Genomic DNA, 22,422 nt, shown 5'->3' with positions numbered 1-22,422 from the left:
CTATAGTTGATAATAGGCTTACTTATCTAATTTTCAGTACGAGCGAATTCCCATTTTTCATAGAAGGAGGTGAATACAGATGATGTTCGAAATATCCCATGATTTAGTGCCAGCTCTCATAACGATAAGTTTATATATGACATTTGCGGGTGCGCATCTTTTACATTTTATGGTTCAAGAGTCCGGTGCAGCCAATCGTCATATGTCACAAAAGAAACTAAGTGTATGTGAACAATTAAGCGGTTCGGAAAACCTAATGGCTGATCACAATGTGAAACGGCGTACGTGGATAACCAGAATCATGAAACGAAAAGAAGGTCCTGAGGATGATTCCGATTATTTGTCCTTCTCGAATCCAAGCAAACAACCAATTCGAGGAGGTATATTATTGTGGAAGAAAGATCTGTATTCACCCGTTTTTCAAAATATAGCAAACTCATTATAATAACTTTGATGGTTTTAATGGTAGCGACTGGTTGCCAGGTAAATATGGACCCAATTAGTGCTGACACATCAGGGGTATTTAATCACTATATTATTTTCCCTTTTTCGTTTTCTATCAAGTTCCTGGCAGATGCTTTCAGTGGGAACTATGGTTTATCGATAGTGTTTATGACACTCTTGCTTCGTATGGTACTCATGCCACTTATGATGAGACAGCAGAAAACACAGCTTGCTTCTAGGGCAAAGATGGCCGTGATCCAGCCTGAGATGAATGAAATAAAAGAAAAATACAAAGAGAAAAAGTCATCAGAAGACCAGCAAAAAATGCAAAAAGAAATGATGGCCCTTTATCAAAAGCACAGTTTTAATCCTATTACTTCTATGGGATGCTTGCCGATGCTTATTCAGTTCCCGATATTAATCGGCTTTTACTATGCGATTATGAGGACACCTGAGATCGCTCAACACAGCTTTTTATGGTTCAATCTGGGAGAACCGGATGGGATTTTGCCATTTCTGGCGGGGATCGTATATTTCATCCAATTTAGAGTTTCTCAAATCGGGATGGATCAGAAACAGCAAAAACAAATGGCGATGCTTGGATATATTACACCTGTTTTGATGGGAGTTTTCTCTTTTTCTGTCGCTGCAGCAATGCCTTTATACTGGACAATTGGTGGTCTGTTCTTGATCTTCCAAACGGCTTTGTTCAAATGGATGTACCGTGAAAAACAGCTTGCGTTAAATACAGCGTTAGGTAATAAATAAGAAAAACGGCATAGCCGTCTTTTGTTAAGTACAGCGTCTGCTTCAACCACCCTCATTACGAGTAGCACCTACGTAGTACGTGTAGGTGCTACTCGTAATGAGGGTGGTTTTCCCTTGATACTTGCGGTGTGAAGGTAGCTGCTAATTTTATAAGTCACCTTATAAAAAAGAGGTGTCAAAGGTACAATACCTTATGACACCACTTTTTCTGTGAAAACAAATGTTAGTTAACGATGATCAATTTTTTCCGGGTACATATCGTGGTTCATTAAACGGTGCTCGGCCATGTTTTCGTATTTGGTGCCGGGCTTTCCGTAATTCACATATGGGTCAATCGAGATACCGCCACGTGGAGTGAACTTTCCCCATATTTCGATATATCGTGGATCCATCAGTTCAACCAAATCATTGACCATTTTATTCATACAATCTTCGTGGAAGTCTCCGTGATTGCGAAAACTGAATAAATAAAGCTTTAACGACTTACTTTCAACCATTTTTTTATCGGGAATATAGCTAATATATATTGTTGCAAAGTCCGGTTGACCTGTTATTGGACAAAGACTCGTGAACTCTGGACAATTAAACTTCACAAAATAATCACGTTGAGGATGACGGTTTTCGAATTCCTCGAGTATCGTCGGATCATAATTCATTTTGTATTCGACATTCATATTACCCAGTAGGCTGACTTCTTTTTCTCGGTTATGAGACATAAGTTGATCCCTCCGTTTCAGTGACTTGGTCTTTTTTGTTGAGCCACTTCACTGTCATATAAACAAATGGTGTATCTGCTAAAGCAATCACTAATTTTACAAGGTATTGTGTCACGATCATAAATACCAAGGCTCCTAAGGGCATCGTTCCCGCAAAAGCGATTGTAACGAAGATTGTGGAATCTAATAACTGACTGGCAGAGGTGCTGGCGTTATTACGAAGCCATAAGTGTTTGCCATTCGTTGCTTGTTTGAGTTTATGAAATAAATGGACATCGAATAGTTGAGATAAAAAATAAGCAATAAGAGAAGCCGCAACTACTCTTGGAACAGCGCCTATAATCATTTCAAATTCCGACTGCATTCCCCAAAACTCAGCTGGCGGTAGTTGGACAGCACCAAAGAAGAACACTAGCATCATAAGGTTTGTGAATAACCCAATCAGGACAACTTTCTTCGCAGTACTTTTACCGAAAACTTCTGAAATGGAGTCTGTAATTAAAAACGTTAATGGATAAGTTAACAGTCCCGCAGTTAATACGACAGATCCAACGGTAAATAGTTTCACCGATACCACATTTGACACGAACAACGCCGTAAAGAAAATCCCAACGAGTAAAATGAGCTTATCTTGTTTATTCAAGGCAAACACCTCTTTTATTAAAGACAGAGTTACCTAGAGTAAATGGCGTGCAAAAAAGACAGGCAGTGTCATCCTGACTCTCGTTTAAAACGACAATATTATTTTCCATCTTATTCAGCTCCTAGTTTTTGTTTTTATAGCGGAGGATGGTTGCGAACTCCGCTCAATCGTCTACTTTAGCACATTTTACACCTAAAAGTAAGTAGGAAGTTTTTAGTAAAGTCGTCCACCTAGGCTTCATAGGTGTTGGTTTATTTCTTTTTTATATAATTTTCGTTATGATATGTTAGGACATACTAGTGGATTGGAGGCACCAAGTGATGGAGACAACTGTGAAAGTAAAGATGAAGTTAGCTGATAAATATCAGTCGGGGTTTCCGTTAATCATGAAGGATGCGTTGGTAAATGCTGAGGTGTTGACCAAAGAGGGACAGCATTTAAATGTGGTTGATGAGCAAGGGACATACATAGGCAAGGGTTATTATGGGTTACAAAATAAAGGTGTCGGTTGGGTTTTGACGAATAAACATGATGAAAATATTGACCAATCTCTTTTTGATCGGAAAATTGTTAAAGCATTGGGACTTCGAAGAAAGTATTTTGATGACCCGAATACAACAGCTTTTCGCGTTTTTAATGGGGAAGGTGACGGCATCGGTGGAGTAACTATTGACTACTTTGCTGGTTTTTACGTGATTCACTGGTACAGCGAAGGAATTTATCAGTTTAAGGATGAAGTTGTACAGACACTGAAAACACAAACAGATTATCGAGGAATTTATGAGAAGAAACGATTTGCCACCAATGGGAAATATCTTGATGATGATGACTTTATTACTGGAGAACGTGGAGAATTCCCTTTAATAGTGAAGGAAAATGGAGTCAATGTCGCAGTCTACTTAAACGAAGGTGCGATGGTTGGGGTCTTCATGGATCAACGGGAGGTAAGGCAGGCTATTCGTGACCGTTATGCAGAAGGACGCACGGTATTAAACACATTTTCCTATACGGGTGCTTTTTCTGTATTTGCAGCGATGGGTGGAGCGACGAAAACCACAAATGTCGATCTGGCAAATCGCAGCTTACCGAAAACAATTGAGCAATTCAGCATTAATGGGTTGGATTATGAGGCACAGGACATTATTGTTGATGATGTGTTTAAATTCTTTAAATTTGCTGGGAGAAAACAGCACAAATATGAGATGGTTATTTTAGATCCACCAAGTTTTGCGCGATCGAAAAAAATGACATTCAGTGCAGCCAAGGATTACACAAATCTTTTGAAGGAAGCCATAGCGATTACTGAAAGCAATGGTCTGATCATCGCTTCCACGAATCATGCTGGCGTTTCAAGAAAGAAGTTCCGCACTTTTATAGATAAGGCGTTTAAAGAGACAGGGCTCGGCTACAATATTGTCGAGGAGTTTTCTTTACCAGATGATTACCGAGTAACCTCGACGTACCCAGACGGAGACTACTTGAAGGTTTTGTTTATAAAGGTTGTCTCATAAGACAACCCAAAAGCAATGAGCTTTGTCGCTCCATGTTTTAAAGTCCGCTATAGGTTTTTCATAGCGGACGAGGAGCGAACGAAGCCATTGCCAACTGCTACAAAAACTGCCTGACCTGCAATGAGTAGCCGCAGATGCAACTTTTTAATATTATCAGGACATTCCTAATCACTTAAGGTATTAAAATATGCCTATGATTGAATGTTCCATAGATATCCAACGTTAAGTGTGATATAACGGTAAATAGAAGTTATTTTGATAAAATCGGGATCACGCAACAATAGAAATTTGGTACCAGAAAGGTGAATTGAATGAGTGAAAATACAAGTAATACCTCAAATTTTATTAAACACATTGTCAAAGAAGACCTAGCAAACGGGACACACAAGGAAATTATTACTCGATTCCCACCGGAACCAAATGGTTATTTGCATATCGGACACGCAAAATCTATCGTACTGAATTTTGAACTTGCAGCAGAATTCAACGGAAAGATCAATCTGCGTTTTGATGACACAAATCCTTTAAAGGAAGACCAAGAATACGTTGATGCCATTAAAGAAGATATTTCTTGGCTTGGTTATGAGTGGGATAACTTACACTTTGCCTCGAATTATTTTGAGGAAATGTATAGTCGGGCAATCTTATTAATTAAAAAAGGGATGGCTTACGTGGAAGACCTCTCACAAGAGGAAATTCGCGAGTACCGGGGATCGTTGCATGAAGCTGGAAAAGAAAGTGACTCCCGAAGCCGAAGTGTGGAAGAGAATCTTGAACTTTTTGAGAAAATGAAAAATGGCGACTTTGCTAATGGAGAAAAAGTTCTCCGCGCTAAGATTGACATGGGTTCTCCAAATATTAACTTACGAGATCCCGTTATTTACCGTATTTCACATACGGAACACCATAACACAGGCAACACATGGTGCATCTATCCGATGTATTCCTTTGCGCATCCATTAGAGGACGCTATTGAAGGGGTGACACACTCCCTTTGTACGCTGGAGTTTGAAGATCAACGTCCATTGTACGACTGGGTGGTGGAACATAGTGAGATTCATGCCACACCAAGACAATATGAATTTGCGCGCCTGAATTTAACAAATACTGTGCTGAGCAAACGAAAGCTTAAGCAACTTGTAGATGAAAACTATGTGGATGGTTGGGACGATCCAAGGATGCCCACTATATCAGGTTTAAGACGTCGAGGTTTCACGGCAGAATCCATTCGGACATTTGCACGCGAGATTGGTGTCGCGAAGTCAGATAACCTGGTGGATGTTCGTATGCTTGAACACTTCCTACGTGAAGATTTAAAACTAAAAGCACCTCGTACGATGGCGGTTCTAGACCCTCTAAAGGTCGTTATTACAAATTATCCTGAAGGAGAAGTCGAGTGGCTGGATGCGGATAATAATCCGGAAAATGAAGAAATGGGGACGCGGAAAATCCCATTTTCCCGAGAGATTTATATTGAAAAGAGCGACTTTATGGAGGATCCTCCAAAGAAGTATTTTCGTTTATTTCCTGGAAATGAAGTCCGGTTAAAGCATGCCTATTTCATCAAATGCAACGACGTCATTAAGGATGAAGAAGGAAATGTAATTGAGATTCATTGCACGTATGACCCTGAAACGAAAAGTGGTTCAGGATTTACGGGCCGTAAAGTGAAAGGGACCCTTCATTTTGTTGAGGCAACGCAAGCGAAAAAAGCTGAGTATCGTTTGTATCATTCGTTAATTGAGGATGAGAGAGAGGGCGATTCGTTCCTTGACTTTGTGAATCCGGATTCACTTGAGATTACTCATGGCTATGTAGAGGCTAATATGGAGGATGCAAAACCGCAGGATAAGTTCCAGTTTTTCCGTCATGGCTATTTTAACGTAGATCCAAAACATACAACAGAAGAGATGCTTGTCTTCAACCGAATCGTTGAGTTAAAAAGTTCCTTTAAATTATAAATTTCCATAAAAAAACCCGCGCGATAACTCTCGCACGGGTTTTTTAAGAGATACACCAGAATTTATAAAATCAGCAGCTACCTTCACACCGCACGTATCAAGGGAAAAACACCCTCCTCTCGAGTAGCACCTACACGTACTACGTAGGTGCTACTCGAGGTGGTGGAAGCTGACGCTGTATTTAATAAAAGACGCTATGCGTTTTTCTTATCATTTAACGCTTCGACAACTTTATCAGCCGTACTTTGACTCGATTGAGGATTTTGTCCAGTAATTAAGTTTCCATCACGAACCGAAAAGTCGCTCCAATTATCGCCTCTGACGAATTCCCCGCCTTTAGCTCTTAATTCTGTTTCCAATAAGAAGGGAACATGTAGATCTAACTGCATTTCCCGCTCTTCATCATCAGTAAAGGCACTGATTTTTTTACCTTTCACAATCGGGGTACCATCTTTGTAAGTAATATTCACAAGAGCACTAGGGCCGTGACAGACAGAACCGATTACTTTATCTGCATCAGCGTGTTTTTCAAGAACACTGCGAAGAGTCGGGTTGTATGGGAAATCAAACATCGTACCGTGTCCACCCGGTAAGAAGATAGCGTCATAGTCAGAAGTACTGACATCTGCTAACTTTTCCGTGTTCACTAATTTGGATTGTGCTTCCTGCCATTCAAATTTCTCTTCTTCTGGTAAACTATTAGGATCCAATGGCACCTGTCCGCCAGTCATACTTACGACGTCTACATCAAACCCATTTTTTACGAAAGTGACATATGGAGCTGTATATTCTTCTAGCCAAAGACCAGTTGCCTGATTGTCTTTTATGACTGAGTGACTTGTCACGATAATTAATACTTTTTTTCTCATGCCAATATTCCTCCTCAAAAAAACTCTTCATTCTATGTGTATATTCCCTCTAACTATTTATTCATAAACATTGAAATTTTCAAGGTGTATTTTGTTTTAGAAAACGGAGTTACTTTTGGTGAGGAAAGTCGAAGAAGCTAAAGGTGGCAACTCTTGGGGAATAAGTAATAGAGGAAAAATCGCGGGATGTGGCTTTGCAGAAAAGGTTGAAGAATTGCGCGCGTAAAGCATCAAAGCAAGAAGTCAAATTGCATTTGAATAATTCCCTATACTTTTTCATCTAGAAGAGTTCATTCCTTACTCTAAGAGTTTGTTTAAATGAGGTTGTGCAAAAAGGTAAAAAAACTACCTTTTTGCAGAGTCTCTCTATGCTCTGTTTTGCCTTTGATATTCTTTAATCGCTTCGATTAAATCAGGTTGATCGTGCCCCTCTAAAAAGTCTATCCCATAATGATAGCCATTCCATTCTTTCTTTCGCCAAGAGATCAAACCAGTCGGATGAAATGAGTGGTTCGCAATGTCAAAAATCAAGCTTATTTCTATTTCTTCGGGAAGGTCCAAGTTTGTTTCCAGTTTTAAGCCACCAGGGCTCACATTGAGAATTACCCCTTTCCATTTGGCGATTTAAGCTCTTTTCCTTTCAAACGACTAATATAGAAGCTCGTATCTATTGGCTGTGCAAATTCAAATCGCAAAGATTCCTTGCGTTTATAACGTTTCAAATGGATCATCACCTTTAGGACCGCACATTAATTCCCTGCTGCTTAATCCTTAATTTCTTGAAAAAACCCCGCTATTTTGTGACGGTTCCCGTCATTAGATAATACTTCATATCCGGTTAATGCCAGAGCTTTAGCGCTAATCAGCATTCCTTCAAAACCTTCATCACTCAAGGCAGCTTCACGGAAGCCATGTGTATGAGGGCTAATCGGCAAAGTACTGATTCGAACATATGGATGAATAGACGGGCATTGATGGCTAACATTCCCCATATCCAAAGAGCCATTACCGGTTTGGTTCGAGTGAATTTCATCGGTTGGGATACCTAAAAACGTTAACTGTTTTGTGAAAATAGAAGATAAAGGCTCGTTTGTTATTAAATTATCATAGGAATATTCGTAATTGGAAACTTCCAATTTAGCGCCTGTTGCTAAAGCAGAGGCTCGTGCACACTGAATAACTTTTTCTGTCACAGGGCTTAGGGTTCGACGCTCGTTTGCACGGATATAAAACTGAGCAACGGCATAATCAGGAACGACGTTTGCAGCTTTGCCTCCTTCGGGAATGATCCCGTGTATCCGAACATCGGGCGTTACATGCTGTCTCAAAGCATTTATACTTGTAAAAGTTTGAATAACGGCATCCAGTGCATTGATTCCTTCATGAGGGGCAGCGGCGGCATGGGCACTTTTTCCGTAAAAGGAAAATTGGATCGCATCCATTGCCAGGGAAGTACCGCTTGTCACGTAATCTCCAGATGGATGTGCCATTAAAGCTGCATCTAAATGACCAAATTTTCCTTCGTTTGCCATCGTCACCTTGGCACCGTTTGATTCCTCGGCAGGGGTGCCGTAAACAAAAATTTTCCCTCCCGTTTCGGACAATACAGAGGCTAGCCCTATTGCTGCAGCAATGCCTTGCGTTCCGATCAAATTGTGGCCGCAAGCATGGCCGATTTCCGGAAGAGCATCATATTCGCACATAAAGCCGACATTTGCACCGGGTAAACCCGAATCGTAGACTGCTTCAAATGCAGTAGGTTGGTTTACTATACCTTCAGTTACGGAAAAACCATGTTCTTTTAATTTGGTTATGAGTAGATTACTAGCATGATATTCTTCATTGCCAAGCTCTGGGTTATGGCCAATAGACTGGCTAATCTTATAAAATGAGTCCCGGTTGTTATCGATAGAGTGAATAATGGAATCCTTCATTGTATAGAAGCCTTCTTTCAAATATGTTTTTTCAAACTTTCATAGCTTCAGTGTGCCTAAAATTCTAAACAACTGCAACTTAAAGTTTAGTATAGTGGTGGTTTATTAAATATTTATCTCTTATTAAAGGAAAAAGTAAAGTTGAGAGCCCTCTTTACGCCGAACGTATTAAGGGAGGCCTCTCCTCATTTTAAGAAGCACCATTTTTCTTATTTATTAGAAATAGAAGAAAGAGCGGCACATTTGTAGCACGCTCTTCCTTCTTTCGTTTAATATAATTTGTCTAAAGGCTCTTTCGCAGGTCCTTCGATGACTGTACCGTCGAAATTATAGCGAGAACCGTGGCATGGACAATCCCAAGTAAGTTCCCCGGAGTTCCAGGCAACTTCACAGCCCATGTGTTTACAAGTTGTATCTACTATATGCAGTTTTCCATCGTCGTCTCGATAGGCGCCTGACTTCAGGCCGTCATAGACAACATGGATGCCTTCACCAACTTGTACATCCTCCAGTTTTTTCTCGGAAGGTGTTATTTTACCGGCGAGAAAATGACCAGCTACATCAGAATTATGTTTCAGTAGTTGCTTGACGCTAGGATCTGCGATAAAACGATCCGGCTGATAAAGATCCATTTCTTCCGTTTCATGGCCTAAAACATAATCCCTTAATATCAAGCCAGCAGCAGTTCCGCTCGTCATGCCCCATTTGCGGTAACCTGTTGCAACATAACTATTCGTGATATTCCCAGTGAGAACTCCAATATAAGGGATCTTATCTAGCGTGTACAAATCCTGTGTGGACCATTCGAAGGGAAACTCTTCAGATCCGAAAACATCACGACCGAAGGCTTCTAAAGCTTGAAAGTGCTCAATTGTCGATTTACCTTGCCCCGTTTTATGACCTTCTCCCCCAAGTAAAAGATGGGTTTCTCCTTTAATTTTGACGGAGCGGACCGATCGTGACGGACTGTCAACGTTTATGTACATTCCAGGCACGTCCTTGCCTTTAGCAGCTACAATATAAGAACGCTCTGCATGAAGACGTGAAAAGAAGAGGTTCTCTCTGTCATAGAACGGAAAGTGAGAGCAGGATAAAAGATGCTCGCAAGTAATCGTGTGACCATCACGGGTTTCTAATGTTTTGGGCTGATCTCCGGTTGTATTCGTTAAAACATCGACAACCACCGTATGTTCAAACAATTTTCCACCTAATTTAAGAAACTCGTCAACTAAAAAGCTTAAGTAGTGAAGGGGATGGAACTGGGCTTGATCTTTCATGTGAAGAGCGCGCTCTATTTTTACATTGTAAGGAAGCTCGTGGACTACTTCATGCGGAATACCAAGTTTTTCATAGGCTTTAATTTCTTTTTCGAGTTTTTCATTCGATTTCTTTGAAACGGCATAGAGAACTGCATCTTTTTTCTCGAAATCACAGTCAATGTTGTGTTCGTTGACGATAGATTCGATAAACTTTTTCGCTTTTTCATTCGTTTGATAGTAAATTCGAGCTTTTTCTTCTCCGACATGTTGAATAAGTTCATCATAAAATAAACCATGTTGGGAAGTGATTTTTGCAGTCGTAAATCCTGTTGTTCCATGAAACAGACGATCAGCCTCAAGTAAAATGACTTTTTTACCTTCTTTCGCCAGTAAATAAGCAGCGGTAATACCTGTTATTCCTCCACCAACCACGGCTACCTCCGTTTTAATATTCTCGGTTAAAGGTTCGTGAGGGGATAAGTTTGTTGAATCAAGCCAGTATGAGTCATGTTTTTGAACGGACATAATGATTATTTCCCTGCCTTTCTTAGAAACCTAGTATTTAACTAGTGTTTGTATTGAAGCAGGCTTCTATGCGACAGAAAAGAAATAAATTTCAACAAATTTCCACTAAAAGAAGGATTTTAGAGATGTTATAAAAAATACTGACTATAAGGTAATTGTTCTGACTACTCAAGGAGGATGAGAAAATGGATATGAAGGGTTCGACATTTGTTGTGGCCGGCGGTGCATCTGGTCTAGGTGAGGCAACAGTACGAATGCTTACTCATTTCGGTGCTTTAGTTTTAATTTTAGACTACAACGAGTTATCCGGGAGAGCCGTTCAGGAGGACATTGGTTCACGCGTACACTTTGAAAAAACAGATGTTACGTCAGAATACCAAGTCAGAAAAAGTTTGGAACGGGGAATGGAACGATATGGTGCGATTCAAGGGATGATAAATACAACAGGTATATCGCACTCTGAAAAGGTGTTGAAAAAACAAGGGGTTCATAGTCTTGATGTCTTTTCAGAGATTATCCGCGGGAACCTCATCGGCGCATTTAATCTGACTAGACTTGCTGCGGATGTGATGAAGGACAATGAACCTAATGAAGATGGCGAAAGGGGTGTAATTATTAATACAGCCTCTATCACTGCTTTTGAGGGTCAATCAGGTCAAGCGGCTTACAGTGCCTCAAATGGTGGAATCGTTAGTATGACTCTTCCTCTTGCCAGAGAACTGGCCGAATGTGGTATTCGGGTGATGACAATAGCTCCAGGGATCTTTCAAACCCCGATGTTCGAGTCACTTTACAAACAAACGCAAGATGCTTTAAAAGACGAGTTAAAGTTTCCGGATCGAACGGGAAATCCTGATGAATATGCTCTTCTTGTCAAAGCAATCATCTCGAACTCGATGTTAAATGGGGAGACGATCCGATTGGATGGTGCTTTAAGACTGCCAAAAGACTAACATACCGGTGATTGGCGGTCTCTGTTATAATAGAGTCAGAGTATTCAAAAAATAAATCGGGACATGCCTTCCTTTGTTTGAAGTTTCGTTTTCCAGGTTATAGGGAAAAGGACAAGAATAATAATCAGACTTTTCTGAAAATTAATTTATAGAGGGGGCCTTTTATGTTAAGTGATTATTGGGTAGGATCATTTTTCGATGAAATGATGGTTGATTCGAACGAACCAAGGCGGCATTATGAAAAGTTTAACAATATCTTACAACGTTTTACGATAGAAGACCTTCGTGAGAAGCATGAGACGGCGCAGCTTAGTTTTTTAAGACAAGGTATTACGTTTACGGTTTATCATGACGAAGGTGGAACTGAACGAACGATGCCATTTGACTTTATTCCAATTGTACTCACACGGAATGAGTGGAGTAAAATTGAAAAAGGAATCACTCAACGTGTGAAAGCTTTAAATTTATTTTTAGAAGATGTCTATAATGAACAAAAGATACTGAAAGATGGAGTTATACCTCGTGAATTAGTAGAGACGAACCCTTACTTTTACGATGAGCAAGCGAAAGGTTTAGATATTCCGCATATTAACCATATTTTTCTAGGTGGAATTGACTTGATTCGTGATCAGGATGGAGTTTATCGCGTACTCGAGGATAATCTTCGTAATCCGTCAGGCATGTCCTATGTTTTCCAAAATCGATTTGTCATGCGCAAAGTATTCCCGGAATTTTTCTTTGAACATTCTATCAAAACTTTAGAGCATCAAATGTCCTATTTGCATGAATCGTTAGTAAGTCACAAACCTAGAAATGCAGACCCAGCGAAGGAGCCAGTAGCTGTTCTTTTAACACCGGGCATGTTCAACTCTGCTTATTATGATCATGTATTCTTAGCTCAACAAATGGGGATTGAGCTAGTAGAAGGCAGAGATTTGCTCGTAAAAGGGAATGTCGTCTACATGAAAACCGCACGTGGCTTGCAGCGCGTCGATATTATCTATCGCCGTATTGACGATGACTATTTGGATCCGGAAGAGTTTAATCCAGATTCTGAATTAGGTGTTCCAGGGCTGATGAGGGCATATCGAAAAGGGAATGTTGCCATATTAAACGGCGTAGGAAACGGGGTAGCGGACGATAAAGCGATGTATGCATATGTCCCTGATATGATTCGCTATTATTTAGGCGAAGAACCTCTCATCCCAAATGTCGATACGTATTTCTTACGCGATCCCGAAGTTCGCAAGGATGTGCTATCGCGATTGGAAGAACTGGTCGTCAAAAACGTCGGGGCGTCCGGCGGATATGACATGTTGATTGGCCCCCATGCTACGGAAGAGGAATTAAAAATATTTCGTGAAAAAATTCTGGAAACTCCGGAACAATACATTGCACAACCAACGATCCAACTATCAAGAGCACCTGCATTCCAAAAAGAAAGGTTTTATCCTTGTCATGTGGACTTGCGTGTTTATGTCATGTCAGGTGCAGAGACACATGTTCTTCCGGGTGGCTTATCAAGAGTTGCCTTAAAAGAAGGATCTCTCGTCGTTAACTCTTCTCAAGGCGGTGGAGGAAAAGACACATGGGTGCTTCAAAAGGGGGAGTTAGAGGATGCTTAGTCGAGTAGCGGATGGTCTTTATTGGATGTCCAGGAATATTGAAAGAGCGGAGAGTAACGCACGAATCCTCGAATCCCGACTCATAAATGCACTGGAACTACCAGATTCGGATGGTATTGCAGTTGGTGATTGGGAAGCGATCGTAGAGATTACCTCTTCCATCGAGGAGTATCATCAAACATATGATAATTTTTTGCCGGAGACCGTCGCCCATTATGTCTCGTTTGATCAGACAAATGTTAATTCGATTGTAAACTGTATAGAATATGCTAGAAATAACGCGAGATCCATTCGAGAAATTATTCCTTTAGAATTGTGGGAAGCGTTAAACGAATTTTACCTGGCAATGAACAAGGACTATAAAGCTTATTGGTCGATGAAAAAAATTCACTCGTTTTTACAGTCAGTAAAGACCTTATCATTTACGATCCAAGGTATAATAGAGGGAGTCATGCCAAGAGAAGACGCATATCAATTTATGAAGATCGGAAAATGGCTGGAGCGAGGAGAGAAAACGGCACGAATTCTGAACGTCGTCTGTGAAAAGACGAGAGAAGAAGAAGAAGCTACGCAAACGAATCAATATTATTATTGGTTAAGTGCCTTGCAGTTTGTAAATGGATATGACGCGTATTTAAAGAAATATCCGCCAACGATGGAGCCAAAGTACGTGTTGCCGTTCCTTATTTCTTATCATCAGTTCCCTCGCTCGATTGAGTATTGTGTGGATCATGTGAGAGAAGCGGTGAAGGGTCTTGAGGACGGAAAGGTCTCCCATTATTCGGAGGAACTTTTTGATGCGATAGACCATGTAAGTAATGAATTTATGAAAATTAAATTTCAACGTATGACCTCAGAGGAAATGGAACCATTTTTAGATCGATTTCAAAATGATTGTAATCGAATTGGTTATGTATTTTCGAAAACATATTATTTGTTTGAATAGCGAGGGTAAGTTGGAGGTTAGCGAGGATAATGATGAAATATCAAGTAGAACACGTCAATCATCTACATTATGATACATTTGTAGACCAGAGCCTGAACCACATTCGATTAAAGCCACGGACAGATGAGTGTCAGCGGTTATTATCGTACCGGCCTGACATTACACCGGTAACATTAACGAAGGAACATATCGACTTATGGGGAAACCATGTGGAAACATTTTTTATCGCAGAGAAACATCAAGAGCTGATGGTAAAAACAACGTCGGTCGTCAGTATTCAAAAAAGTCCGTTTATTCGAATGGTGCAGTTCTCTCCTGAAATGGAAAGTATCTTTAAATCAGATTTATTTCATCAACATTATTTAGCCTCTTTAAGTGAAACGGATTTCACTTTCTTATATAAAGAACAAATCGAGGAAGTCAATCGTGCAATTGGGACGTTTGACAATCCAATAGAATGCGCGTTGGCAGTCATGCAATATATGCACGATTCATTTACCTATGATCCGGATGCAACCGGTGTCGATACAAAAGCGAATGAAGCCTTTACTTTAAAAAGAGGTGTTTGTCAGGATTTAACGCATATCATGTTAGGTATTTTACGGGCAAAGGGCTTACCGGCCCGCTACGTCAGTGGCTATTTATATGTGGGGGAAGATTCTGCATTAATAGGGGACTCAGCTACGCACGCTTGGGTAGAAGTAATGATTCCCGGCATAGGATGGGTTGGACTAGATCCGACAAACAATGTGGAAGCACTGGAGTATCATATCTGTATCGGTGTAGGCCGTGATTATCAAGACATGAGCCCATTACAAGGTGTCTACCGAGGCGGTAAACACACACTTGACGTGAAAGTAGGCGTGCAATTACTGGAGCAGAATGGTCTAAGGTAATAAGTTTTGTAAACCTGGAGGAGAAAGTGCTCCAGGTTTTTTGTTGTTTTTGGTGGTAGGTTGGGGCTCCTGGGGTTACTCGTCGGTAGGTGCTACCGGAGTAGCACCTACAAACGTAGCAGGTAGAAAACGAGAGTATGAGGGAGGTTGGGAAGAAGAAATATCGGTAGGTGCTACCGGGGTAGCACCTACAAAAGTAGCACCTAGAAAACGAGAGAATGAGCGAGTATAAGGGAGGTTGGGAAGAGAAATATCGGTAGGTGCTCCTGCAGTCGCAGAAAACATTGGCTACCAGCATTACACCCTCTAAATGACATTGGCAAAATCAAAACGACAAATGTTGAAATCCTCCAAAGCTTCTTATAGAACTTTCCAGAGGAAACAGGTATAATATAGAAAGCGATTTCATCGTGTGAGCAAAATAGACTGACGTACTAAATGAATCATGTTAAAATAAGGGATACAAACACAGAGAGAGAATCATAACTATGTTTATGACGTAAGCTATATATTTAATGAGGTGCGCTATGACAATGGGAGTAATTGAAAATATGACGCCATTTATGACCTTTAATCGCCAAGAGTGGGCAAAGCTACGCCAATCCTATCCAATGGAAGTAACTCCGGAAGAAATTGAACGACTAAAAGGTGTTAATGATGTTCTGAATATAGACGAGGTAGCGGATATTTATTTACCGATGACGAGGCTAATTAACCTGCACGCCATAGCTTCTCAAGAGCTTTATCGAAGTCGGAACATCTTTCTGCAAAAACAGGAGAAGAAGGTTCCTTATATTATTGGTATTGCAGGAAGTGTAGCAGTAGGAAAAAGTACTATCGCCCGTGTACTTCAAACACTACTCTCACGCTGGGATACGGACGTCAAGGTGGATCTCGTCACAACGGACGGTTTTTTATACCCGAATGCAGAGCTTGAAAAACGGGGGATCATGAATAAAAAGGGTTTTCCTGAAAGTTATGATGTCCATTCCTTACTCAAGTTTTTAGAAGAATTGAAGTCCGGAAAATCTCATGTGGAAGCACCTGTTTACTCTCATCTTACATACGACGTTATTCATGATGAGAAACAAGTAGTTACAGAGGCTGATATTGTGATTATCGAAGGAATTAATGTTCTTCAGCCTCCAAAACGTGCGGAGGGTGAATATGACGATCAAGTCTATGTTTCCGACTACTTTGACTTCTCTATTTTTGTCGATGCAGAGGAAGTGAATATCCTTCACTGGTATGTAGAACGATTTAAGACATTAAGAGAAACGGCGTTCAGAGACCCTTTGTCCTATTTTAAAAAGTATGCGGACTTAAATGATGAAGAGGCTTACCATATGGCAAAAGATATATGGGAAAGAATAAACCGTAAAAATCTTCATGAAAACATCTTGCCTACGCGCCATCGGGCGGATTTAATTCTTAAAAAAGGTGTCCACCACTTAGTTACTGAAATTAAAATGCGGAAGTTATAGCGACACGTATTACCTCCGAACCAGAAGCAGGGCACTAAAAAAGTTGAGATTACTTTTTAGTGCCCTTTTAGTTTGTATGCAGCACCGGTGATTGTAATGTGACTATCACTCTTTTTCAGCACCGGCGTTATGGTACATGATGGTTTATTCATAAGATAGAGTAACCGGTTTGCAGTTTCACAGTTGTGAATGATAATGTTAAGGAAAGCTTTAAGCTGAAGTTTTATAAAGAATGGGGGGCTCAGGATGTATCCCAGCTTTTCTCTGGTAGGTGACCGGGCAATAAGGATGACCTTTGCAAGAGAAATGTCCGAACAAATAAATGCAGATATTCGAAGAACTTTTCATGAGCTTAAAAACAAGGAACAGTACCCTTATATAGAGGAAATGATTCCAGGATATACTACTTTAACTGTTTTTTATGACCCGTTGATTGTTCAGGGAATTAATCAAATGAAGACCGAGTTAATGAAAGCTCAAAAAACTCATAAAGAAGAATTTTTGACTTATCGAAAAATCACTCTTCCAGTTTTATATGGCGGCGATAAAGGACCGGATCTTTCATCTGTAGCTGATTACCACAACCTTAATGAAGAAGAGGTAATCCATCGGCATACATCAAGGGAATACCTTGTCTATATGATGGGGTTTGCCCCCGGATTTCCTTACTTAGGGGGAATGGATGAAGGTATTGCGACGCCGAGATTGAAAAACCCACGGAGAAAAGTAGAACATGGATCTGTTGGGATTGCAGGGAAACAAACAGGAGTATACTCACTAACCTCTCCCGGCGGTTGGCAAATTATCGGCAGGACGCCAGTTTCGTTATTTAACAAAGATGAGGAAGTTCCAAGTCTGCTGAGATCAGGTGATCGTTTAACCTTTCAATCTATCTCACAGGCCGAGTTTGATAAAATAATACATCAAGATAAAAAAGGGATTTTTGAGCCGCGTATCGAATGGAAGAATGATGAAGGGAGGAAAGATGACCAAGATGGAGAAAAGAAAAATTGATTTAAACAGTGACATTGGAGAAAGCTTTGGAGTCTATAAAATTGGTCAAGATGAGGAAATCCTTCCTTACATCAGTTCGGCTAATATTGCCTGCGGATTTCATGCAGGAGATTACAATGTGATGAATAAAACTGTTAAAATGGCGATAGACAGAGGTGTCGCGATTGGAGCCCACCCTGGTATGCAAGATCTCACTGGTTTTGGTCGACGTGAAATGGCAGTCTCGGCTGACGAAGTTTATAATATGATCATTTATCAAATGAATGCTCTAAAAGGATTCACTCATATCCATGGCGGCTCTCTTCACCACGTGAAACCTCATGGTGCCCTTTATAATATGGCAGCAACGAATATTGTGATAGCTGAGGCAATCGCGAAAGCTATTTATGACACTGATGCTGCTTTGATTTTGTATGGACTGGCAAACAGCGAATTAATTCATGCAGGAAAAAAATATGGTTTACACGTAGCGGAAGAGATTTTTGCAGATCGGACGTATCAATCAGATGGCACTTTGTCTCCAAGGAATTTTCCTGATGCCGTTATTCATGACAAAAACATTGCAAGTGCACAAATAAAAAGAATGATTGAAGATAATCTTGTGACAACAGTGGATGGAACGGAAATTCCTATTCATGGAGATACGGTTTGTGTTCATGGAGATGGGATACACGCACTGAATTTTGTGCAGCATTTAACAGAAATGTTTCAAGAGGCTGAGATAAAAATAGAATCGGTGAGCCGATGACTGCGCTTATGAAAGTCATTGATCCGGGATTACATACGACCATTCAAGACTTAGGCAGGCATGGTTATCAGGAGTTTGGAATCGGCCCATCCGGCCCAATGGACCCATGGGCATTTAAGCTGGCCAACCTGCTGGCAGGAAATAACCGGGAAGAAGCAGTCTTGGAAATAACCATGGTAGGCCCAACCGTTTCATTTATGGAAAACACCGTTATTTCACTGACCGGTGCAAATTTATCACCGACAATCGACGGTAAGAAAGTTATGATGTGGCAAAGTATCTATGTAAAAAAAGGACAAGAGCTGCGTTTTGGGAAGCCGAAACATGGTGCGAGGTCTTATTTAGCGATAGCAGGCGGTATTCAAACAGATAAAATACTAGGAAGCCGTTCAACTAATGTCCGGGCAGTTTTAGGCGGCGTTGATGGGGAAGCGCTAAATAGCAGAGATGAAGTACCAGGGATAGTTTTAAAAGATTCGATCCTGAAAAAAAGAGGCGGAAAACACTTAAGTCATTCTCTTCGTGCTTATTACAGACCTCATCAAATTGTTCGAGTCATTCCTGATGAGCAAGCAGAGTTTTTTACGCAAGATTCTCAAGAAGACTTCTACAACCAGACCTTCAAGATTACTGCCCAATCTGATCGAATGGGGTATCGTTTAGAGGGGAAGGGTCTGGAACGTAAAAAAGATGGCGAAATTCTCTCAGATGCGGTTGCTTTTGGTTCTATCCAAGTGCCACGGGGAGGAGCGCCAATTATTCTCATGGCAGATCGCCAAACCACGGGTGGCTATCCAAAAATCGGTACAATTATCTCGCACGATTTATGGAGAGTTGCGCAACTTCTCCCTGGTCAAACCATTACTTTCGAAAAAACTACGTTGGAAGAAGCGCATCGTTGTCTAGAAGCAGAAGCAAATGTATGCAAGGTCCTTGAAATGGCGATAAAACAAAGGTAACAGCTTAGTTCAAACAGGTATTATCAGAAGTATTTAGCGGAAACTAAACGAGGAAACAAGTAGCTTTAAATCCGTATTTTAAAAACAATTTTTAAATAAACGAAGCACAAATTAAAACTATTCGAAAGGCGAGGATAACTTTGAGTAAACAACCAATTCAAACAAACGAAGCACCAGGAGCAATCGGTCCATATTCACAAGCAATTCAGATTGGAGACTTCATTTACACTTCCGGACAAATTGGTCTGGATCCTAAAACAGGAGAAATGGTAGAAGGATTGGAAACACAGGCTCATCGAGTAATGGATAACGTCAAAGCAGTTTTAGCTGCAGCAGATTGCGATATGACTGATATTGTGAAAGTGATGATCTTCATGCAAAATATGGACGACTTTGCGAAGGTGAATGAAATTTACGCCTCTTATTTAGAGGAACCATATCCAGCTAGAAGTGCTGTGGAAGTTGCTCGTATGCCTAAAAATGCCTTGGTTGAAGTTGAGGTCATTGCAAAGAAAAAGTAAACAGAAGGTGTTCAAAAGGTCAAAAAGATCTTTTGGAACACCTTCTTTTCACATTTAGGGTAATGCACTCACCGGGTTAAAGTACGATTGCACTTCTTCTCCTTCACTTTTGTTTTTATTGTTCCATTTTATGTAAAAATAGATCGAAGTTTGTAACATCATTTCCCTATGTTTAACAAAGGCAATATTTCATAACTTTTTGTATTTCATTGTGGAAGAATATAAGGGCCGTGAAAAAGTGTAAATCGACTTTTTCACGGCCCTCAAGAATGTTCCAAGGGAGCGGTAATTTTTCCAAACAACGCTCCATACTAATAAAGCAACAAAACATATAAGATAGGATTTGCGTTTTTCCTATGTTGGATTAGGGGATTTTTCAGTTCTACCGGACTTGATTAACCAATTGTGTTGAACGAGTTCAGTTACAGAAAGCAAAACTGCTGTTAATATTGCGCCGAAAAAGCTTACTTGTGCAACTTGGAAGAACGATACAACATAAACAATAACCGTTGCTGCAATGAAATCGAGGATTGCACTTAACCAAAAGGTACCTTTTTTAAGAATAAATACTTCCATCACATGAGCCGAAAACGCTAAAATCAGACCAACAATAATTGGTTGATATATCGTAGAGTATTCGACATTGGGGAATATTAACCAAGCTATCATTACTGTTATCGGGCAAACAAATATCTTAATAATTAAGCCAATCATAAAAGTCCCTCCAAATTATTATTACCGATCAAATGGGCATCTCAATAAATGTAAAATTACGAAGAGCAAACTTTTAGCTGTTGTTTTGAGATGACTCTTCGAAGAGGTTACATCATAATTATCTGTTTTACGCCTCATAAATATGCACAACTTTCTTAGAATTATAATCCTCATTTAAAGCAAAAGTAGAAATATCCATAATTTCAAGTTCAGAATAAGTTTTGCTGGGGGTATATTTGGATTTGTTTTTATAGAGATTGTTTATAAACCTAAGGCAAGATGTATTTGAGATCCGCTTGAGTACTTGGGCTTTCCCGTGCACCCATTAGGAGAAAGGTGCTCATAATAGGCTTTAAAAAACTGCGGAAGCTCCGTTCATTGCATCAAAAGGGTACTGAAAAAGTAAAAACTGACTTTTTCAGTACCCTTTGTTGTTTTCCTGGAGTCTTTCGCTTTTTCGATCGTATCTACATTCAATCAAAGTTTTAAAATAATCCTATTAAAAAATAATATGAGCAATGATCGTGATTATTGGTAAGGAAATGATGGTTCTTTCTAAGAAAATTATAAATAAATCTTTTAAATTGATTGGTATCTTTGAGCCGAGAAGCACGCCGCCGACCTCGGACAAATAGATGAGCTGTGTCACGGAAACGCAGGCAATAATGAATCTCGTCATTTCACTTTCGATATCAGTTGCAAAGATCGCAGGGAGGAACATATCTGCGAATCCGACAATGAGCGTCTCCGAAGCAGCTTGAGCTTCAGGAATTTGCATTAGCTCGAGAATTGGTACAAACGGTGTTCCGAGCCATGTGAACACGGGAGTAAATTCAGCAATAATGACAGCGATCGTTCCGAATGCCATGACGACAGGTGCAACACCTAACCACATATCAAGAATATTCTTAATACCGTCCTGAAGAAACTTACCCGGGCCTGCGTTTTGATCCGCTCGTTTTTTTGCATTCGTAAAACCATAGCGGATGGAAGGGAAGCTTTTCTTTTTATATTCTTCAGGAAGTGATTCGTCTAACTGGTTTGATTGACCATTTGCATAGGTTTGTGGCTTCCGTGATAGTGGTGGAATTCTTGGCATGATTAGTGCAGTGACAATTCCAGCAAAAATGACCGTTAAATAAAACGGAATAAACATATGCTCTAAACGAACTTGTTCAATTACAGCTAAAGAGAACGTGATGGAAACAACGGAAAAGGTTGTACCTATAATCGCAGCTTCACGTTTAGAATAAAATCCTTCTTCGTACTGTTTGTTCGTTAATATAACACCTATCGTTCCATCTCCAAGCCAGGAGGTCAGGGAATCAATAGAGGAGCGACCCGGCAATGTGAATAAAGGTCGCATAATTTTTTGCAGCAAAGTTCCGAAAAACTCTAATAGACCGAAGTTTAATAGAAGTGGGAGGAAAAGTCCTGCAAAGAAAAAGATGGTGAATAATAACGGAAGAAGATCACGCAATAACAATCCGCCGGTAACATCGGAATAGATAAATTCCGGTCCAATTTGGAACAGTGTCATGGTTGCAAAGATACTCGCGAGAAACCTGACAATTACCCAAAAATTAGACACATCAAATAAGTTCTTGAAAAAAGATCGGCTATCTAAAAAATGCGGTCGAAATCCTTTATGAATAATAGAACCTATAAAACTGATTAAGATAATTGCAGTGATAATTGCAGGCAGAAAATTGACTAATGCCGATTCCAATGCGCCTGCCAATAGAGCGATTGGAATTGTGATCCCCTCATCTACTGGGATTGGAGCCATAAAAAGACCGATACCAATAATGGAAGGAATGATGAATTTCCAAGCGGCATAGGGAGAGTGTTGTTGTGATGGGTGTTTCTCTGTCATGTTACATCGCCTCAATACTTAAGTAATTAGTAGAACGGTGAATAAATAACCGTCTC

The 22,422-nt window shown here is 40.2% G+C and carries 22 protein-coding genes; 14 read left to right on the top strand and 8 right to left on the bottom strand.

Annotated elements, in window-relative coordinates:
- Positions 1-79 precede the first annotated feature (79 nt).
- A complete protein-coding gene (locus tag ACHABW_RS14185) occupies positions 80-445 on the top strand; it encodes a hypothetical protein (protein WP_435755945.1) in 366 nt (121 codons plus the stop codon).
- On the top strand, positions 391-1,212 hold the full coding sequence (yidC, locus tag ACHABW_RS14180) for a membrane protein insertase YidC (protein WP_435755943.1): 822 nt from the start codon (positions 391-393) through the stop codon (positions 1,210-1,212). Before ACHABW_RS14185 ends, yidC begins: the two co-directional genes overlap by 55 nt.
- 227 nt (positions 1,213-1,439) lie before the next feature.
- On the opposite strand, the gene queF is transcribed toward yidC, so the two are convergent.
- Both queF and ACHABW_RS14170 read right to left on the bottom strand, forming a co-directional pair.
- Complete coding sequence (gene queF, locus ACHABW_RS14175) at positions 1,440-1,928, bottom strand: preQ(1) synthase (RefSeq protein WP_435755941.1); 489 nt, start codon at positions 1,926-1,928, stop codon at positions 1,440-1,442.
- The gene (locus ACHABW_RS14170; RefSeq protein WP_435755939.1) at positions 1,918-2,571 is read right to left on the bottom strand and encodes a queuosine precursor transporter; all 654 of its coding nucleotides are present in this window, start codon (positions 2,569-2,571) and stop codon (positions 1,918-1,920) included. The genes queF and ACHABW_RS14170 overlap by 11 nt, the downstream gene beginning before the upstream one ends.
- A 320-nt stretch (positions 2,572-2,891) precedes the next feature.
- Here ACHABW_RS14170 and ACHABW_RS14165 point away from each other — a divergent pair, with 320 nt between their 5' ends.
- Complete coding sequence (locus ACHABW_RS14165; RefSeq protein ID WP_435755968.1) at positions 2,892-4,082, top strand: class I SAM-dependent rRNA methyltransferase; 1,191 nt, start codon at positions 2,892-2,894, stop codon at positions 4,080-4,082.
- Between the two features lie 311 nt (positions 4,083-4,393).
- Positions 4,394-6,043, top strand: a complete 1,650-nt coding sequence (locus ACHABW_RS14160) for a glutamine--tRNA ligase/YqeY domain fusion protein (protein WP_435755937.1) — start codon at positions 4,394-4,396, stop codon at positions 6,041-6,043.
- A 194-nt stretch (positions 6,044-6,237) separates the two neighbouring features.
- Here ACHABW_RS14160 and ACHABW_RS14155 read toward each other — a convergent pair whose 3' ends face one another.
- The 4 genes from ACHABW_RS14155 to ACHABW_RS14140 form a co-directional block, all read right to left on the bottom strand.
- Complete coding sequence (locus ACHABW_RS14155) at positions 6,238-6,912, bottom strand: type 1 glutamine amidotransferase domain-containing protein (RefSeq protein WP_435755935.1); 675 nt, start codon at positions 6,910-6,912, stop codon at positions 6,238-6,240.
- Positions 6,913-7,278: 366 nt separating this feature from the next.
- A complete protein-coding gene (locus tag ACHABW_RS14150) occupies positions 7,279-7,536 on the bottom strand; it encodes a PilZ domain-containing protein (RefSeq protein ID WP_435755966.1) in 258 nt (85 codons plus the stop codon).
- A gap of 140 nt (positions 7,537-7,676) precedes the next feature.
- Positions 7,677-8,846: a M20 family metallopeptidase gene (locus tag ACHABW_RS14145; protein ID WP_435755932.1), complete on the bottom strand. Its 1,170-nt coding sequence runs from the start codon at positions 8,844-8,846 to the stop codon at positions 7,677-7,679.
- Between the two features lie 269 nt (positions 8,847-9,115).
- Positions 9,116-10,630 carry an FAD-dependent oxidoreductase gene (locus tag ACHABW_RS14140; protein ID WP_435755930.1) on the bottom strand — a complete coding sequence of 505 codons (1,515 nt, stop codon included), beginning with the start codon at positions 10,628-10,630 and terminating at the stop codon, positions 9,116-9,118.
- 185 nt (positions 10,631-10,815) lie between these two features.
- Between ACHABW_RS14140 and ACHABW_RS14135 the strand changes: the two genes are divergently transcribed.
- From ACHABW_RS14135 to ACHABW_RS14090, 10 genes are all read left to right on the top strand, one after another.
- Positions 10,816-11,583 (top strand): SDR family NAD(P)-dependent oxidoreductase, encoded by a 768-nt coding sequence (locus ACHABW_RS14135; RefSeq protein ID WP_435755928.1) that lies wholly within the window; start codon positions 10,816-10,818, stop codon positions 11,581-11,583.
- Between the two features lie 164 nt (positions 11,584-11,747).
- Positions 11,748-13,208: a circularly permuted type 2 ATP-grasp protein gene (locus ACHABW_RS14130; protein ID WP_435755926.1), complete on the top strand. Its 1,461-nt coding sequence runs from the start codon at positions 11,748-11,750 to the stop codon at positions 13,206-13,208.
- Entirely contained in the window at positions 13,201-14,154 is a 954-nt protein-coding gene (locus ACHABW_RS14125) for an alpha-E domain-containing protein (RefSeq protein WP_435755924.1), read from the top strand. Before ACHABW_RS14130 ends, ACHABW_RS14125 begins: the two co-directional genes overlap by 8 nt.
- Before the next feature lie 32 nt (positions 14,155-14,186).
- Complete coding sequence (locus tag ACHABW_RS14120) at positions 14,187-15,050, top strand: transglutaminase family protein (protein ID WP_435755964.1); 864 nt, start codon at positions 14,187-14,189, stop codon at positions 15,048-15,050.
- Positions 15,051-15,099: 49 nt separating this feature from the next.
- Positions 15,100-15,282, top strand: coding sequence for a hypothetical protein (locus ACHABW_RS14115; RefSeq protein WP_435755922.1), 183 nt, complete (start codon positions 15,100-15,102; stop codon positions 15,280-15,282).
- A 295-nt stretch (positions 15,283-15,577) separates the two neighbouring features.
- Positions 15,578-16,534: a type I pantothenate kinase gene (gene coaA / locus ACHABW_RS14110; RefSeq protein WP_435755920.1), complete on the top strand. Its 957-nt coding sequence runs from the start codon at positions 15,578-15,580 to the stop codon at positions 16,532-16,534.
- A 246-nt stretch (positions 16,535-16,780) separates the two neighbouring features.
- Positions 16,781-17,548, top strand: a complete 768-nt coding sequence (pxpB, locus tag ACHABW_RS14105; protein WP_435755917.1) for a 5-oxoprolinase subunit PxpB — start codon at positions 16,781-16,783, stop codon at positions 17,546-17,548.
- Positions 17,529-18,296 carry a LamB/YcsF family protein gene (locus ACHABW_RS14100; RefSeq protein ID WP_435755915.1) on the top strand — a complete coding sequence of 256 codons (768 nt, stop codon included), beginning with the start codon at positions 17,529-17,531 and terminating at the stop codon, positions 18,294-18,296. The genes pxpB and ACHABW_RS14100 overlap by 20 nt, the downstream gene beginning before the upstream one ends.
- Entirely contained in the window at positions 18,293-19,255 is a 963-nt protein-coding gene (locus tag ACHABW_RS14095) for a biotin-dependent carboxyltransferase family protein (RefSeq protein ID WP_435755913.1), read from the top strand. Before ACHABW_RS14100 ends, ACHABW_RS14095 begins: the two co-directional genes overlap by 4 nt.
- Positions 19,256-19,395: 140 nt before the next feature.
- Positions 19,396-19,776: a RidA family protein gene (locus ACHABW_RS14090; RefSeq protein ID WP_435755911.1), complete on the top strand. Its 381-nt coding sequence runs from the start codon at positions 19,396-19,398 to the stop codon at positions 19,774-19,776.
- A gap of 354 nt (positions 19,777-20,130) precedes the next feature.
- On the opposite strand, the gene ACHABW_RS14085 is transcribed toward ACHABW_RS14090, so the two are convergent.
- Together ACHABW_RS14085 and ACHABW_RS14080 are read right to left on the bottom strand one after the other, a co-directional pair.
- Positions 20,131-20,490: a DUF2512 family protein gene (locus ACHABW_RS14085; RefSeq protein ID WP_435755909.1), complete on the bottom strand. Its 360-nt coding sequence runs from the start codon at positions 20,488-20,490 to the stop codon at positions 20,131-20,133.
- 499 nt (positions 20,491-20,989) lie between these two features.
- Positions 20,990-22,366 (bottom strand): YjiH family protein, encoded by a 1,377-nt coding sequence (locus tag ACHABW_RS14080; RefSeq protein WP_435755907.1) that lies wholly within the window; start codon positions 22,364-22,366, stop codon positions 20,990-20,992.
- Between the last annotated feature and the right edge of the window lie 56 nt (positions 22,367-22,422).

The sequence above is a fragment of the Salipaludibacillus sp. CF4.18 genome (assembly GCF_051262595.1).
Classification (GTDB): domain Bacteria; phylum Bacillota; class Bacilli; order Bacillales; family Salisediminibacteriaceae; genus Salipaludibacillus; species Salipaludibacillus neizhouensis.
The sequence above is the reverse complement of the archived record's forward strand: the minus strand, read 5'-3'. Positions and strand labels throughout refer to the sequence as shown.